This is a genomic window from Tenacibaculum todarodis, assembly GCF_001889045.1.
Lineage (GTDB): Bacteria > Bacteroidota > Bacteroidia > Flavobacteriales > Flavobacteriaceae > Polaribacter > Polaribacter todarodis.
This window is the reverse complement of the sequence record NZ_CP018155.1, coordinates 2834952-2852079: the sequence shown is the minus strand read 5'-3', so window position 1 is coordinate 2852079 and position 17128 is coordinate 2834952. Positions and strand designations below refer to the sequence as shown.

The window sequence follows — 17128 nt, the reverse complement described above, 5'->3', positions numbered from 1 at the left end:
TATTTTAGATTATTGGATTTCTAGATTATTAGATTTTTAGATTCTTTCTAAAAAACTTTTCTAAAAATTATTTTAATTCTTTTTTGAGATTCTGAATCGAGTTCAGAATGATTTAATTTAAAAATTAAATCACTTTTGCTTCGTTGTGTAATAAGTTGATTAAATCATCTACATTATCTACTAACTTAACCGCTCCTTTTGGCGCTGGTTTTTCAAATGATTGTGTTGCTGTTGATGCGGTTACACCAGAAGATTCTACAACATTTAAAGGTTTTTTACGCGCCATCATAATTCCTCTCATGTTTGGAATACGTAAATCTTTTTCTTCAACGATACCTTTTTGACCTGCAATAACAATTGGTAATGAAGTTGATACTTTTTCTTCTCCTCCATCAATTTCGCGAGTTGCAGAAACTGCTGTTCCGTCAACTTCCATTCCTACACAACCGTTTACAAAGTTAAAATCTACTAAAGAAGCTAACATTCCTGGAACCATTTGTCCGTTGTAATCTGCAGATTCTTTTCCTGCTAAAACAACATCATAACCTCCATTTTTAACAATTGTTGCTAATTCTTTTGCTACTAAAAATCCATCTGTAGGATTTACATTTACACGAATTGCATCATCTGCTCCAATAGCTAAAGCTTTACGTAATGTTGGTTCTGTTGAAGCTTCTCCAACATTTACAACTGTTACAGTTGCTCCTTGTTTTTCTTTAAACCACATTGCACGTGTTAAACTAAACTCGTCATATGGATTTATTACAAACTGAACTCCGTTTGCATCAAACTTTGTATCGTTATCTGTAAAATTAATTTTTGAAGTGGTATCTGGTACGTGACTAATACATACTAATATTTTCATATCTATAAGATTTATTTAAAAATAAGTGCTGCGAAGATACATCTTTTTTCTAATTTACTATGCATGCATAGTAAATTTTTGATATTTAAATTCTCAACTAAATCGTTTTCGTTTCCTACAAACAAATAAATAGTGTAATGAACCGAGAAAAAATGATATAAATTTTCTTATTTTTGTGAGCCAAAACAAACAACTAAACATCAACAAACAAATAATTTATGAAGACTGTTCAATTTAGAGAAGCAATTTGCGAAGCAATGAGTGAAGAAATGCGTAGAGATGAAAGCATTTACTTAATGGGAGAAGAAGTTGCTGAATACAATGGTGCTTACAAAGCATCTAAAGGTATGTTGGATGAATTTGGTGAAAAACGTGTTATAGATACACCAATTGCTGAATTAGGTTTTGGAGGTATTGCTGTTGGTTCTGCAATGAATGGTAATAGACCTATTGTAGAGTACATGACATTTAACTTCTCTTTGGTTGGAATTGATCAAATTATAAATAACGCAGCAAAAATAAGACAAATGAGTGGTGGTCAGTTTAACTGCCCAATCGTTTTCCGTGGACCTACAGGTTCTGCTGGTCAATTAGGAGCAACACACTCACAAGCTTTTGAAAACTGGTTTGCAAACACTCCAGGTTTAAAAGTAATTGTGCCTTCTAATCCATATGATGCAAAAGGATTATTAAAAGCGGCTATTAGAGATAACGATCCTGTTATTTTTATGGAAAGTGAGCAAATGTATGGTGATAAAATGGAAATTCCAGAAGGTGAATATGTTTTACCAATTGGTGTTGCAGATATAAAAAGAGCAGGAACAGATGTAACTGTAGTTTCTTTCGGAAAAATCATAAAAGAAGCTTACAAAGCTGCTGACGAGTTAGAAAAAGAAGGTATTTCTATAGAAATTATTGATTTACGTACTGTAAGGCCAATGGATCATAATGCAATTATAGAATCTGTAAAGAAAACTAACCGATTGGTGATTTTAGAAGAAGCTTGGCCATTTGGTAGTGTTTCTACAGAAATTACCTATAGAATACAAGATGAAGCATTTGACTATTTAGATGCCCCTATAAAAAGAATTACAACAGCAGACACTCCGGCTCCTTATTCTCCTGTTTTATTAGAAAAATGGATACCAAACTCAAATGATGTTGTTAAAGCTGTAAAAGAAGTTTTATACAAAAAATAAAAGCAACAATAAATGTTGAAATAAATCCTTTTGGCCAACGCTAAAAGGATTTTATTGTAAAAAAACCTAAATGAAGAATTACATAATTTTCTTGCTTTTTGCCTTATTTAGCTTAGGAATAAACGCACAATTAACCTTAAAAGGTAAAGTTGTTGACGAACAAGATGAACCACTTCCTTTTGTAAATGTTATTGTTAAAGAGACAACTATTGGTACAACTACCGATGATAATGGTAAATTTAGCATTACCTTAAAAAACAAAAAAAAACGAGGTACTCTTGAGTTTTCATTTGTAGGTTACATAACTAGAGATGTTAAAATAAATCCAAAAAGAAACAATTTAACAATTGTTTTAAAAGAAGAAAACAATGAATTAGATGAAGTTGTAGTTGTTTTCAAACCTAAAAAAAGACTAAAGAAAAAAGAAAATCCTGCGTTTAGGATTCTTAAAGAAATTTGGAAGAGGAAACGCCGAAATGGCTTAGACTTGGCAAATTATTATCAATACAAAAAACATTCATCAATAGAATTAGGTCTTAACAATCTTGACACTGTTTTTCTAAGAAGCCTTTTTGCTGACCAGTATGAAGACGCAATGAACAATGTAAAATACGATAGTGATGGCATCAATTACTACATCCCTATAAATATTACAGAAACCGTTGAAAATGTTTACGGAGACAATGTAAACAATCTTCTAAGAGAAGATATGGAAGCTGAGAAAAAAGAAGGTCTTACTACAAAAGGTTTTGTTTTCGACAGGATGTCTTTTACATTTAGAAACATCGATGTTTTCAAAAACAATATCACTTTACTAAGAAAATCATTTGTTAGTCCGCTTTCTTCAGATGGTTTTGCAACATATGATTATGTGTTATATGACAGTATTACTAGAAATGACAAAAAATACTACAACATTTATTACTTCCCGTTAAGAAATGAAGATTTAGCATTTGAGGGTAACTTTTTAGTAGACAGCAAAAACTTTTCATTATCAAAAATTAGAATGAAAGTTAATAAAAATATTAACTTAAATTTTGTTCGAGGGCTTACAATGGAAAAGGAATTTACTGTTAAAAACGACAGTTTATATATTCCAACAACAAATAAATATGAGGGAGACTTTACATTCCTTGATAAAAATGAAAGCAACAGGGGCTTAACTATTAAAAAGACCGAAAAATTTGAAGACTACATTTTAAATAAACCTTTAGCTAAAGAATTTTATGCAAATAGTATTGAAAAATATCGTCCTGATCAATTTTCAAAATCAGATGCTTATTGGGAAGGAAAACAAAATGAAGACGATTTAGCTACCTATAAAATAATAGAGAACGTAAAAGGAAAACGTAAGATAAAAAAGTTAACAGGTTTAATTAATACAGTAACTACAGGTTATTTTAGTGTTGGTAAAAACTGGCAACTTGGACCAATGTGGACCGCTTTTTCTAGCAACGAAGTAGAAGGTTTTAGAACACGTGTTGGATTTAGAAACTTTACAACTACTGATGATCGATTTAGATTTAACGGTTTCTTAGCATACGGTTTTAAAGACAAACGCTTAAAATATGGTGGTGAAGCAAGTTATTTATTATCATACAAGCCTAGAATAACTACAAGTCTAGCTTATCAAAAAGATATAGAACAATTAGGAAGTGTTCTCTTAAATACTACCCAACTATTAGGACGCTCATTTGGAACAACAGCTTTATTTAGTAGAGGTAATAATTTTTTCTTATCTGATGTAGAAAAAACTGCTGCAAATTTTGATTTTGCAATTTCTCCTAACTTACACGTTGGTACAAATTTTACGTATGAAACTATAAAATCTGCAAGTCCAGAAAATTTTAACATGAATTATCTAGACGAAAAGGGAGTAATACAATCTAACTTAACCAATGTAGCATCTGACGTATATCTTTCCTATACGCCAGGAAGATTTGTTTATGGTTTAGGTGTTTCACAACGTTTTGGAAAAAACATTTTCCCAACATTAGTCTTAAACTACAAACATGGTTATAAGGATTTTTTAAACGGAAGTTTTTCTTATGATAAATTACAATTCTTATACACACAACCTATTTTACTAGGTAAATTTGGTTTATTAGACGCAACTATAGAAGGAGGTAAAACATTTGGAACTGTACCCATTGGTTTATTAAGTCCAGTGCCAGCAAACCAATCGTTGTCATTAGTTCGTAATACGTTTTCTCTATTAAATTATTACGATTTTGTTACAGATGAATACCTTGCCGGACATTTTGAGCATCATTTTAACGGATTTATTTTAAACAGAGTTCCACTTTTAAAGAAACTTAAACTAAGAAGTTTAGTTACATTTAGAGCAGCTTATGGTTCCATTTCTAAAGAAAATAGAGACATTAATAGATCAGGAGTAAATTATAACACACCAAATAAACTATATTATGAATATGGATTTGGATTAGAAAATATCGGATATGGGAACCTAAGATTTCTAAGAATTGATGCTATCTGGCGCAGTAATTACAAACCTCCAATAGGTTCAATCGCAACACCAACACCTGAGTTTGCTATTAGAATAGGAATTAGACCTGGACTATAACATAAAAATAACCTTTAATTAATCTTAAAAAGACATATAATTTCGTAGTTTTGCACTCCGATTTTAGAACCGAAAGAATACAAAAATAATGACAGCAAAAGAAAAAAAGACAGTAGATTGTCTAATAGAAATACCTAAAGGAAGCAGAAATAAGTACGAATACGATTTTGATTTAGGTAAAATACGTTTTGATAGAATGTTGTTCTCATCAATGATGTATCCTGGAGATTACGGATTTATACCAGAAACTTTAGCTTTAGATGGAGACCCTTTAGATGTATTAGTTTTAGGAGCAGAACCAACTTTTCCAATGTGTGTGATGGAAGTAAAACCAATTGGTGTTTTCCATATGGCAGATGAAAAAGGACCAGACGAAAAAATTATCTGTGTTCCTACTACAGATCCTATTTGGAATAGCTATAATGATTTATCTGACTTAAACCCACACCGTATTAAAGAAATTACACATTTCTTTCAAGTATATAAAGACCTAGAAAAGAAACAAGTAGATATTGGTGCTTGGGGAAGTGCAGATGAAGCATATGATATCTTAGATAAATGTATAGAACGCTATGAAAATAGTGAACACAAAGCAAATGGAAACTTTACAATTTAAATTGTAAAAAAACCATTAATATGTATAAAGCCTTTCAGTTAATTCTGAGAGGCTTTTTTCTTTCTCATTGATTTTGTTATATTTACGACCGTTAAAAACTAATCAAAACATAAAATATATGGAATCAATGATGATTTGGATGCCAATTGTAGCCGCTATAATTGGATTACTTTACATGCTTGTAAAGCAAAAATGGGTTATGAAACAAGATGCCGGTGACGGTAAAATGAAAGAAATTTCTGACCACATTTACGAAGGAGCATTAGCTTTTTTAAATGCAGAATATAAACTACTTGCCATTTTTGTAGTTATTGTAAGTATTTTACTAGCAATTGTAGCCTTTTTTGTTCCAACAACAAGTTATTTAATTGTAATTGCATTTATATGTGGAGCCATTTTTTCTGCTTTTGCAGGAAATATTGGTATGAAAATAGCTACCAAAACAAACGTTAGAACTACACAAGCAGCTCGTACAAGTTTACCAAATGCCTTAAAAGTATCATTTGGAGGAGGAACTGTAATGGGTCTTGGTGTTGCAGGTTTAGCTGTTTTAGGTTTAACAGCATTTTTCATCTTTTTCTTCTGGTTTTTCATGGATAGTACATGGACAAACACCATGGACATGACAGTTGTTCTTGAAACCTTAGCAGGTTTCTCTTTAGGAGCAGAATCAATTGCATTATTCGCTAGAGTTGGTGGAGGAATTTACACAAAAGCTGCCGATGTTGGTGCAGATCTAGTTGGTAAAGTTGAAGCTGGTATTCCAGAAGACGACCCAAGAAATCCTGCTACCATTGCAGATAACGTTGGAGACAATGTTGGTGATGTTGCTGGAATGGGTGCCGATTTATTTGGTTCTTATGTTGCAACAGTTTTAGCAGCAATGGTTTTAGGGAATTATGTAATTAAAGATATGGGCGGAAGTATTTCTGATGCTTTCGGCGGAATTGGGCCAATTTTATTACCAATGGCAATTGCTGGTGTTGGAATTATAATTTCTATGATTGGAACCATGTTGGTAAAAATAAATAGTAACGACGCAAAAGAATCTCAAGTTATGGGCGCCTTAAACTTAGGAAACTGGGTTTCTATTGGTTTAGTAGCTGCTGCTTGTTTTGTTTTATGTAAATGGATGTTACCAGAAACTATGAAAATGGAATTCTTTGGTGAAGGCTTACAAGAAATTTCTTCTATGAGAGTGTTCTATGCTACCTTAGTTGGTTTAGTTGTGGGTGCAGTTATTTCATCAGTAACAGAATACTATACTGGATTAGGGAAATCTCCAATTTTAAAAATTGTTCAACAATCTTCAACTGGAGCTGGAACTAATATTATTGCAGGTTTAGCAACGGGAATGATTTCAACTTTCCCTTCAGTACTATTATTTGCTGGAGCAATTTGGGCTTCATATTTCTTTGCAGGATTTTACGGAGTTGCTTTAGCAGCTTCTGCAATGATGGCAACAACTGCTATGCAATTAGCAATTGACGCATTTGGACCAATTGCAGATAATGCAGGTGGAATTGCAGAAATGAGTGAACAAGAGCCAATTGTTAGAGAACGTACAGATATTTTAGATTCAGTTGGTAATACAACCGCAGCAACAGGAAAAGGTTTTGCTATTGCTTCTGCCGCATTAACATCCTTAGCATTATTTGCTGCTTATGTAACCTTTACAGGTATTGACGGAATTAACATTTTTAAAGCACCCGTTTTAGCCATGTTATTTGTTGGTGGAATGGTTCCTGTAGTATTTTCTGCTTTAGCAATGAATGCTGTAGGAAAAGCTGCCATGGAAATGGTGCAAGAAGTTAGACGTCAGTTTAAAGATATTCCAGGAATAATGGAAGGAACTGGGAAACCAGAATACGACAAATGTGTAGCAATTTCTACACAAGCATCTTTAAAAGAAATGATGTTACCTGGTTTATTAACAATCGGATTTCCTTTAATAATTGCATTTGTTCCAATGATTTTTGGAATGGATAATTTAGCTATCGCCGAAATGTTAGGTGGTTATATGGCTGGTGTTACTGTTTCGGGTGTACTTTGGGCAATTTTCCAAAACAATGCTGGTGGAGCTTGGGATAACGCTAAAAAATCTTTTGAAGCAGGTGTAGAAATCAACGGAGAAATGACTTATAAAGGTTCTGAAGCACATAAAGCGGCGGTAACTGGAGATACTGTTGGAGATCCTTTTAAAGATACTTCTGGACCATCAATGAATATTTTAATTAAACTTACTTGTTTAATTGGTTTAGTAATTGCTCCTATTTTAGGAGGACATACTTCTGATGACACGCATGCTAAAAATGAAATTAAAAAAGAGGTTAGAGTTGAAGTAAAAAGTGGAGAATCTGAAATTGCTCAAGCTACAATAACAACAACCACAATTCAAAATGGAAAAACCTCAACAGATATTCAAGAAATAAAAGGAACTGTTGCAGAAATTGAAGCCAAAGCAAAAGAAGCTGGAACAATTGTTTCTGTTAATGTTGAAAAAGAAGCTAAAACGATTACAAAAGAAGTAAAAGTTGAAGTTGAAGAAATAAAATAATTTCTCAATTATATTTTATAGAAACCCGATAGTTTTACTGTCGGGTTTCTTATTTTTGCGCAATGCCAATTAGAACAACACAAACTTTTTCAATTGATTCTCCTTCGGAATTTAAGCAACGCTTATTCCAATGGTCGCAACAATTTGAAACTATAATTTGGTTAGATTCTAATAATTACCAGCAGCAATATTCTTCGTTTGATAGTTGTTTGGCTGTTGAAGAATTTACGTCTATTAAAACCGATTATCACGGTGCTTTTGAAAAGCTAAAAGAATATCAATCCTACACAAAAGATTATATTTTTGGATATATTTCTTACGATGTAAAAAATGATATTGAACAACTATCTTCCAATAACTTTGATGGTTTAGATTTCTCTGATTTGTATTTTTTTCAGCCTCAAAAGTTAATTTTTATAAAAGGAAACACTGTTGAATTTCAGTATTTAAGAATGATTGATGATGAAATTGAGGAAGATTTTGAAGAAATAATAAAAACCAATACAAATGTCACTTCGAGCGTAGTCGAGAAGTATTCAGAACAAGAAAAAATAAAAATAAAACTTCGCATTCATAAAGATGAATATTATCAGAAAGTAGAAAAAATGCTTGCACATATTCGTCGAGGAGATATTTATGAAGCTAATTTTTGTCAAGAGTTTTATACAGAAAATACAAGTATTAATCCGCTTGAAGTTTTTCAGCATTTAAACGAAATTTCTGAACCTCCTTTTGCAACTTTTTTAAAGCTGGAACATCAATATTTATTATCGGCAACGCCAGAAAGATACATTAAAAAGGAAGGAACAAAAGTTATCTCTCAACCTATAAAAGGAACCGCAAAAAGGTTAATTAATAAAGTTGAAGATGCTAAAATTTCTTTCGATTTAGCACACGATAAAAAAGAACAAGCAGAAAACGTAATGATTGTAGATTTGGTAAGAAACGACTTATCTAAAACTGCAAAAAAAGGCTCTGTAAAAGTTGAAGAATTGTGTAAAGTGTATACATTTAAACAAGTGCATCAAATGGTTTCTACAATAGTTTCTGAAGTTGAGCACACAACACATCCTGTAGATATTATCAAAGAAACCTTTCCAATGGGAAGCATGACGGGTGCTCCAAAAGTTTCTGCCATGAAAATTATAGAAAACCTAGAAGAAACCAAACGAGGTTTATATTCTGGAACTGTTGGCTACTTCACTCCTACTGGAGATTTTGATTTTAATGTAGTTATTAGAAGTATACTTTATAATGAAGAAAAAAAGTATATATCTTATTCTGTTGGTGGCGCAATTACAGCCAAATCTACACCAGAAAAAGAGTACGAAGAATGTTTATTAAAGGCAAAAGCTATGAAATACGTTTTGCTAAATTCAAAATAGAATTATGATTATTAATCAGGAAGAAAAATTTAAAAACGTTTACAATTCGTTAAAAGAAAAACAAACGGAACAAAGTATGTTTAATGCATTTTTAAAAATGTATCCTTTGGAGTGGAAACAATTAAAAACTACCTTCACAAAATTTAATAGAAGTAAACAATTTGGAAAAACAATTCCGTTACCTAAGCCAGAACAATCACTAAGAGTTGCTATTAGGGTTTGGTTGAAAAAAAACGCTTAAAAAACTATCTTAAACGATTAACAAAGCATAAAAAAAGCTGTCTTTAAAAAGACAGCTTTTTTTATGCTTTGTATTTTATTTAATACTTATAACTTTAAAGTTAATCCTGCTCTAAATGTCATTCCATTAAACCCAAACTGGTTTACTTCCCAAGGGTATTTAAAGCGACCTCCCAAATCAGTAGAAGCATCTCCTTTAGCATCTAACTCATCTGGATACACATTAAATAAATTATTTACCTGTGCATTAATAGATATTTTATCAGTTAACTCATATCCAAAAAATAGATCTGTAATAACTTTTCCTTGAAAAGTTTGATCTTTGCCAGGATCTGTTGCATGCATCCAAGTTACTTCACCAAAATAAGTGTTATTTAAATTTGCTGAAAATTTATTTATTTTATAATCTCCTCCAAATAAGAATTTAGTGCTTGGTCTAGCGCTAATAATTCTCGATTGTTCTTTTCTGTTAAAAATAGCATTTTTATAACTTGATAATTTTGTAGGAGTTTTAACCTCTCCTTCTAATCTAGTATTATTAACATTTAATGCTAAATTAACACCTAGTTTCCCTGCACCAACTTCTAAGTTTTTTTGACGTACTGTAAAGTCAAATCCTTCTGTTTTGGTATCTGCTGCATTAATAAAAAATTTAATACTGGTAACACTATTGTCATCTAAAATTTGTTGTACTGCTGCATTTGGATTACCATTATCATCAGTTCCTCCAATTTCGCCAGAGAATACTACCCTGTCTTCAACTTTTACATTATAATAATCTAATGAAATTGTAAAATCTCTAGAAGCTTTAACAGTTATACCAGCAGAAATACTTTTAGATGTTTCAGCAAATAACGAAGCTACACCTAAATCTTTTATCACAGGACTTACATTATTAAAGGTCCCTTGATTAGAAATTGTACCACCAGAAACTAACGTTTGTACATTACTTAAATATACTTGATGTAAAGATGGCGCTCTAAAACCAGTACTATAAGATGCTCTCAATACACCTGAATCATTAATCTTATATCTTGAGCTAATTTTCCAAGAAGTATTTCCTCCAAAATCTGAATAATTTTCATAACGAGCTGCTCCACTTATTAAGAACTTATCTGTTATATCCCAATCTAAAGTACCATAACCTCCAATATTAGTTCTTGTTTCACTTAAAGCGTTTCCTGGTTGTAATCCTGGAAAAGATTGAGCTCCTCCGTCTATATAAGATTCTTCCTGACCTGCAGTAACATCAAACTGCTCTTGACGTCCTTCTAAACCTATACCTATACTTACATCTCCAAAAGAACGACTAACATCAAAATTTCCAATAATATTACTAAAAGCATACGCTCCAGCATCAAAAGATGTTGGACTATTTGCTCCTAAACTTGGGTTTAAAGTATTACCAATAGTATAACCAACTGAATTACTACCATAACTAGCACTTGCATCCGCATTAAATTCTCCTAACTTAAATTTACTTCCTGCAGTAAATAAAAAGTCCTTTATATCAGTTTCAAAGGTCGGCTGAAAACCTTGATATTCTGTTCCTGCTTCATGTAGTAAATTATGTGGATCTTGAACCCAATATGGTGGTCTGTATAATGCAAAACTCTTTCCTTGTCTCATATTAAAACCTCCAAAAGCATACAATTTAGTATTATCATTTAAAGGCATCTCTGCATTAACAAATATATCTCCTTTTTTCATTTCTGGTTGCCCAATAGTCATTCCTAATGCTGGGTTATCTCTAGTCCATTGATCATCAACACCAAATAAGTCATCTTTCCCTGGCTCACCGGCTCTATTAGTAATGTCTTGGTAACTTAATCCTAAAGAAGTATTTACAAAACCGCCATCTGCAAAAGTAAATGTGTGATTTACATCACCATCAATATTAAATCCGTCTCCTTCTTTAGTAACACCTGAATTAACGTTTACTTCAGTAAAACTAACATTTTTCTTCAAAATGATATTTATTACACCTGCAACTGCATCAGAACCATATTGTGCAGATGCACCATCACGTAAAACTTCAACTCTTTCAATTGCTGCTGTAGGTATACTTTTCATATCTACACCAACTTCACCTTTACCAGGAGTGTCATTTACATAGACTAAAGCACTTTGATTTTTACGTTTACCGTTTACTAAAACTAAAGTTCTACTTGGCCCTAAACCTCTTAAATCTGCAGGGTCAAAATGAGCAGTTCCATCAGAAACTGTTTGACTACTTGCATTATAAGAAGGAACACTAAAAGTTAGCATTTGATCTACACTAGTTTGCCCAGTAGCTTTTAAGTCACCAGCATTAATATTATCAATTGGCACTGCCGAATCTAATATTGTTCTAGGTTTAGAACGGTTACCTGTTAATACAATTTCATCTAAACTTACACTATCTTCTTTTAGTGTAAAAGTTAATGGAGTTGTATTTGTAATTTGTTTTTCAATGGCAGAAAAACCAATAGACGATACCACTATTATTGTAGGCATCTTTTTTACATTAAGAGAAAAAGCTCCATTTTCATCTGTAGTAGTACCATTAGTGGTACCTTTTTCGATGACATTAACGTAAGGCAAAGACTCACCATTTGTATCAGTAACTTTTCCTGTAATTGTTTGCCCAAAAGCTGTGGTAACAAGCAATAATCCAAATGCAAAAAGTAATTTGCTAATAAAGTTGTTTAGTTTCATAATTAATTTGATTAAAATTATAAAACAAATGTTTAAATTATAATCAACATAAGCAAGATAAAATTAATAAAAAATTATTTTCGGACTACTAGAATTATAGATTCGATAAAAAAACCCCAGATATATTACGTTCTTATTTACTACATTTGTTATTAATCTATTATAACTTCATGACACATCAAGAGTTTACTTTCAATATTTATAAAACTGATTTTTTTGGTCAATATTGGCAACCAGAAAACCCAAAAGCAGTTGTAGTTTTGGTTCACGGAATGGGCGAACATTCTACAAGATATACAACTTCAGTAGTTCCAAAATTAGTAGAGAATGATTTTTCTGTAGTTGCTTTTGATCATTTTGGACACGGAAAAACTACTGGAAAAAGAGGTCACAATCCTAATTATAATGCCGTCTTAGAAAGTATTACTGAAGTTATAAATAAAGCAAAAGAATTGTACCCAAACAAACCTGTTTTTTTATATGGACATTCAATGGGAGGAAATGCCGTTATTAATTACACATTGAGAAAAAACCATACTTTAAAAGGTGTTATTGCAACCAGCCCAATGTTAAAATTAGCATTTACACCACCAGCTTGGAAATTATCTGTAGGGAAAATTATGCAAAAGATTGCGCCGTCAATTACCTTACCAAGTGAGTTAGATGCTAACGGAATTTCACGAGTCCAAGAAGAAGTAGATCTATATACAAATGATCCTTTGGTGCATGATAAAGTGAGCCCTAATTTTTCATTATCCTTTTTTGACGCTGCGGATTGGGCAATTGAAAACGCTTCTAAATTAGAAACGTCGATGTATTTATTACATGGAACTGACGATAAAATTATTGACTATAAAGGAACTGAATCTTTTGCCAACAAATCAAAAAACGCAACCTTAAAAACCTATAAAGGTGGTTATCATGAATTGCATAACGATTTATGCAAAGAAGAAATGCTAGAAGATGTTGCAAATTGGATGAATTCTCAACTTTAAAAAAATTGTCATTCCTGCGAAGGCAGGAATCTCATTAATAATAGCCTCATTTTATTTTTAGATTCCTGCCTTCGCAGGAATGACAGGAAATGTTTACTTTTGAAGCTGAAATGCATCAGAAATTCAAAAAACATATTGCCGATAATTTTCCTTTCTTAGAAGGAAAAAAACTACTAATTGCTATTTCTGGCGGTTTGGATTCTGTAGTTTTAACACACATATTCAGTACACTGAATGTAGCTGAAGCTTCTTTAGCTCATTGTAATTTTCAATTACGTGGAAACGAAAGTGATTTAGATGAACAATTTGTAGTTAATCTAGGCGAAAAACTAAATTTAAAAGTATATCAAACTACGTTTAATACAAAGAAATACTCCAAAGAAAACAAATTATCTACACAAATTGCAGCAAGAGAATTACGTTATAATTGGTTTCAAAAATTGGTTAAAAAACATTCTTTTGATTTTGTATTAACTGCGCATCATGCAGATGATAATTTAGAAACTTTTTTAATAAATCTAACTAGAGGAACAGGATTGGAAGGTTTAACCGGAATTCCAGCGATTAACAAAAATATTGTGCGTCCGTTATTAGTTTTTTCACGTGAAGAAATTAAACAATTTGCTACAGAAAACAATATTAATTGGAGAGAAGATGCAAGTAATGCGGAAACAAAATATGTCCGTAATAAAATTAGGCACGAAGTAATTCCGAAATTAAAAGAATTGAATCCTAACCTATTAAATTCGTTTGAAAAAACCTCTCTTTTTCTGCAAGAAAGTCAACAAATTATTGACGATAGCATTGAAGATATTAAAGCAAAAGTTGTTTCAAAAGACTTCTCAACTGCGCTAGAAGTGACAAAGATTGATATTGAAAAAATTCAGCAATTATCAAACCCAAAAGTATATTTATATCAACTTTTAAAAGCATATAATTTTACTGAATGGAATGATGTTGAAAATTTACTTTCTGCCCAATCGGGAAAACAAGTGTTTTCTAAAACACATCGACTTTTAAAAAATCGAGATTTTCTTTTGGTTACTGAGATTAGTTCTTTTGAAGAAAACCAGGTTTTTTATATTGAAGAAAATCAAACAAAAATCACGAATCCTATTCAGCTTAAACTAGAAAAAGTTTCTGAGAAAGTTGACACAAAAAATAATGTTATTTTTGTAGATAAAGATTTGTTAAAATTTCCATTAACAGTAAGAAAATGGCAAAATGGCGACTATCTTTACCCGTCAGGAATGAATGGTAAAAAGAAGTTAAGTAAGTATTTTAAAGATGAAAAACTTTCACTCTTAGAAAAAGAAAATACTTGGTTACTTTGTTCTTCTGACAATAAAATTATTTGGGTTTTAAACAAAAGACAAGACAATCGTTTTTTGGTTACCACCAACACACAAAATATTATAAAAATAACACACAAATGAAGCAATTCATATTATTAATTTCACTTATTTTATCACTCACCTCTTTTGCACAAACAGAAGATAATCCGTCAGTTTGGAATGCTGAAATAAAAAAAATATCAGATACAGAATATGATGTTATTTTTAAAGCCAAAATCTTAGATAAATGGCATGTGTATTCTCAATACAATCCAGATGGAGCATCTTTGCCTATTGAAATTTACGCACCAGACAGTCTTGCAAATTATAAAATTATTGGTAAAGCCAAAGAAAGCAAAACCTATAAAGAGTATACAGAAATTTGGGATAAGGAAGAGATTTTCTTCAAAAAAAACGCAACCCTAACACAGCGTATAGAAATTACAGATCCAACAGCTTCTAGAATTAAAATTATCTTAGAAGGGCAAGTTTGTAAAGAAGCTTGTTTACAAATAGAAGAATCATTTATTTTATCATTAAATGGGCAAACTTTAAACATTGTTGAAACCATTGATGAACGCAGTAAATTACTATCAAAAAAATTAAAATTAGATTTAAAAAACACTTCACTTTTAAAAATGGATTCTGATGGTAATTCTGAAGAAGGAAGTAGTCTTTTTACCATTTTTATTCTTGGTTTTGTTGGTGGATTATTAGCATTATTAACACCTTGTGTTTTCCCAATGATTCCGCTTACGGTTTCATTTTTCACAAAACAATCTCAAACAAAGTCCAAAGGAATTACCAATGCTGTTTTATACGGTGTTTTTATTGTTGTTATCTACTTTCTTTTAAGCCTTCCTTTTCATTTAATTGACGGTTTAGATCCTAGTATTTTAAATAGCATTTCTACCAATGTATGGCTAAATCTATTTTTCTTTGCTATACTTGCCTTTTTTGCGTTTTCATTCTTTGGTTTTTATGAAATTACACTACCAAGTTCTTGGGGAAATAAAATGGATGATGCTTCAAATGTTGGAGGAATTATTGGTATTTTCTTTATGGCATTAACCTTAGCTATTGTATCTTTTTCTTGTACAGGTCCAATTTTAGGTTCTTTATTAGCAGGTTCTTTAAATGCATCTGGAAATACCGCAATGCAGCTTTCTACAGGTATGGTTGGTTTTGGTTTAGCGTTAGCGTTACCATTTGCTTTATTCGCATTGTTTCCTAGCTGGTTAAACTCATTACCAAAATCTGGTGGTTGGTTAAACACAACAAAAGTTGTACTAGGTTTTTTAGAATTAGCTTTTGCTTTTAAATTCTTATCAAATGCTGATTTAGTTGGGCATTGGGATTTCTTAAAACGTGAGGTCTTTATTGGAATTTGGATTCTTATCTTCTTTGGATTAGCTTTATATATCTTCGGAAAAATTAAATTTCCACATGATGGCCCTTCAAAAAAATTATCTTTTTCTCGTATTTCCTTCGGAATTTTAGTTGCATCATTTGTAATCTATTTAATTCCAGGTGTTATGAAAAATCCAACTTGGAATTTAAATCAATTAAGCGGATTTCCACCACCACAATTTTATAGTATTTACGAGCAAGAAAGTGATTGTCCGTTAGGTTTAAATTGTTTTAAAGATTTTGATGAAGGTTTACAGTATGCTAAAGAAAATAACAAACCAATCTTGCTAGATTTCACAGGTTGGGCGTGTGTAAACTGTCGTAAAATGGAAGAAAATGTTTGGTCTGAACCGGATATTTATCAAACATTAAAAGAAGATTTTGTATTAATCTCTTTATACGTAGATGATAACGAAAAAGAACTTCCGAAAGATCAGCAATTCGACTTTTTAAAAGCCAACGGAAAGATTAAAAAAATAGAAACTGTTGGAGATAAATGGGCAACTTTTCAGGTGCTAAACTTTAAAAACGCATCGCAACCTTATTATTTATTATTAAGTCCAGATTTAGAAATTTTACATAGACCTGAGAAATATACGGATAGAGATACTTATAAACAATGGTTGGATGAAGGTTTGGTGAAATTTAAAAATTAAACTAAAATGTCTCCAGAAAGCATAATCAGTATTTTTCTAGGAATTGGACTTGCTGCTTCAGTAGGTTTTAGAGTATTTTTCCCGCTTTTCGCATTAAGTTTAGCTGGATATTCTGGTGTAATACCTTTAAATGAAAGTTGGCTTTGGATTGCAAGTATCCCTGCTCTAATAACATTAGGAATTGCAATGCTTGCTGAAATTTTTGCCTATTATATTCCTTGGTTCGATAATTTATTAGACACTATAGCTGTTCCGTTAGCAGCAATTGCTGGAACCGCAGTAATGATTTCTACAGTTGCAGATTTATCTCCAGTAATTACATGGGCATTAGCTATTATTGCAGGTGGAGGAACAGCAACTGTTATTAAGGGAACTACTGCTTCTACTAGACTTACCTCAACAGCCACAACAGGTGGAATAGCAAACCCTATTATTGCTACCGTAGAAACAGGAACTGCAATGGTACTTTCTGTTTTCTCAATATTACTCCCAATAGTAGCTATTATTTTGGTTGTTTTAATTTTCTTAGGAATCAGAAAACTGTATAAAAAGCTATTTAAAAAATCTTTAAAAGCATAGTTTTCAAACAT

The 17128-nt window shown here is 31.7% G+C and carries 12 protein-coding genes; 10 read left to right on the top strand and 2 right to left on the bottom strand.

Annotated elements, in window-relative coordinates:
- Positions 1-124: 124 nt before the first annotated feature.
- Positions 125-865: an electron transfer flavoprotein subunit beta/FixA family protein gene (locus LPB136_RS13020; RefSeq protein WP_072556750.1), complete on the bottom strand. Its 741-nt coding sequence runs from the start codon at positions 863-865 to the stop codon at positions 125-127.
- 218 nt (positions 866-1083) lie between these two features.
- On the opposite strand from LPB136_RS13020, the gene LPB136_RS13015 reads away from it, so the two are divergent.
- The 6 genes from LPB136_RS13015 (at position 1084) to LPB136_RS12990 (ending at position 9447) form a co-directional block, all read left to right on the top strand.
- Entirely contained in the window at positions 1084-2064 is a 981-nt protein-coding gene (locus LPB136_RS13015) for a pyruvate dehydrogenase complex E1 component subunit beta (RefSeq protein ID WP_072556749.1), read from the top strand.
- 70 nt (positions 2065-2134) lie between these two features.
- Entirely contained in the window at positions 2135-4648 is a 2514-nt protein-coding gene (locus LPB136_RS13010; RefSeq protein ID WP_072556748.1) for a DUF5686 family protein, read from the top strand.
- Positions 4649-4736: 88 nt separating this feature from the next.
- Positions 4737-5264: an inorganic diphosphatase gene (locus LPB136_RS13005; RefSeq protein WP_072556747.1), complete on the top strand. Its 528-nt coding sequence runs from the start codon at positions 4737-4739 to the stop codon at positions 5262-5264.
- Between the two features lie 118 nt (positions 5265-5382).
- A complete protein-coding gene (locus LPB136_RS13000) occupies positions 5383-7821 on the top strand; it encodes a sodium-translocating pyrophosphatase (RefSeq protein ID WP_072556746.1) in 2439 nt (812 codons plus the stop codon).
- A gap of 62 nt (positions 7822-7883) precedes the next feature.
- Positions 7884-9206: an anthranilate synthase component I family protein gene (locus tag LPB136_RS12995; protein ID WP_072556745.1), complete on the top strand. Its 1323-nt coding sequence runs from the start codon at positions 7884-7886 to the stop codon at positions 9204-9206.
- Between the two features lie 4 nt (positions 9207-9210).
- Positions 9211-9447 carry a hypothetical protein gene (locus tag LPB136_RS12990; protein WP_072556744.1) on the top strand — a complete coding sequence of 79 codons (237 nt, stop codon included), beginning with the start codon at positions 9211-9213 and terminating at the stop codon, positions 9445-9447.
- A gap of 86 nt (positions 9448-9533) precedes the next feature.
- On the opposite strand, the gene LPB136_RS12985 is transcribed toward LPB136_RS12990, so the two are convergent.
- Positions 9534-12143: a TonB-dependent receptor gene (locus LPB136_RS12985; RefSeq protein ID WP_072556743.1), complete on the bottom strand. Its 2610-nt coding sequence runs from the start codon at positions 12141-12143 to the stop codon at positions 9534-9536.
- Positions 12144-12313: 170 nt separating this feature from the next.
- Here LPB136_RS12985 and LPB136_RS12980 point away from each other — a divergent pair, with 170 nt between their 5' ends.
- From LPB136_RS12980 to LPB136_RS12965, 4 genes are all read left to right on the top strand, one after another.
- Entirely contained in the window at positions 12314-13138 is an 825-nt protein-coding gene (locus tag LPB136_RS12980) for an alpha/beta hydrolase (RefSeq protein WP_072556742.1), read from the top strand.
- Between the two features lie 89 nt (positions 13139-13227).
- Positions 13228-14574: a tRNA lysidine(34) synthetase TilS gene (gene tilS / locus LPB136_RS12975; protein WP_237267397.1), complete on the top strand. Its 1347-nt coding sequence runs from the start codon at positions 13228-13230 to the stop codon at positions 14572-14574.
- Positions 14571-16538, top strand: coding sequence for a protein-disulfide reductase DsbD family protein (locus LPB136_RS12970; protein ID WP_072556995.1), 1968 nt, complete (start codon positions 14571-14573; stop codon positions 16536-16538). The genes tilS and LPB136_RS12970 overlap by 4 nt, the downstream gene beginning before the upstream one ends.
- Positions 16539-16544: 6 nt before the next feature.
- Entirely contained in the window at positions 16545-17117 is a 573-nt protein-coding gene (locus tag LPB136_RS12965) for a DUF4126 domain-containing protein (protein ID WP_072556741.1), read from the top strand.
- Positions 17118-17128: the final 11 nt, after the last annotated feature.

Bases quoted from the DNA above. Each gene is read 5' to 3' on its own strand.
- tilS (WP_237267397.1), top strand. From the start codon at position 13,228: ATGTTTACTTTTGAAGCTGAAATGCATCAGAAATTCAAAAAACATATT.
- LPB136_RS13005 (WP_072556747.1), top strand. From the start codon at position 4,737: ATGACAGCAAAAGAAAAAAAGACAGTAGATTGTCTAATAGAAATACCT.
- LPB136_RS12990 (WP_072556744.1), top strand. From the start codon at position 9,211: ATGATTATTAATCAGGAAGAAAAATTTAAAAACGTTTACAATTCGTTA.
- LPB136_RS12965 (WP_072556741.1), top strand. From the start codon at position 16,545: ATGTCTCCAGAAAGCATAATCAGTATTTTTCTAGGAATTGGACTTGCT.
- LPB136_RS12995 (WP_072556745.1), top strand. From the start codon at position 7,884: ATGCCAATTAGAACAACACAAACTTTTTCAATTGATTCTCCTTCGGAA.
- LPB136_RS12985 (WP_072556743.1), bottom strand. From the start codon at position 12,143: ATGAAACTAAACAACTTTATTAGCAAATTACTTTTTGCATTTGGATTA.
- LPB136_RS13010 (WP_072556748.1), top strand. From the start codon at position 2,135: ATGAAGAATTACATAATTTTCTTGCTTTTTGCCTTATTTAGCTTAGGA.
- LPB136_RS12980 (WP_072556742.1), top strand. From the start codon at position 12,314: ATGACACATCAAGAGTTTACTTTCAATATTTATAAAACTGATTTTTTT.
- LPB136_RS13015 (WP_072556749.1), top strand. From the start codon at position 1,084: ATGAAGACTGTTCAATTTAGAGAAGCAATTTGCGAAGCAATGAGTGAA.
- LPB136_RS13000 (WP_072556746.1), top strand. From the start codon at position 5,383: ATGGAATCAATGATGATTTGGATGCCAATTGTAGCCGCTATAATTGGA.
- LPB136_RS13020 (WP_072556750.1), bottom strand. From the start codon at position 865: ATGAAAATATTAGTATGTATTAGTCACGTACCAGATACCACTTCAAAA.
- LPB136_RS12970 (WP_072556995.1), top strand. From the start codon at position 14,571: ATGAAGCAATTCATATTATTAATTTCACTTATTTTATCACTCACCTCT.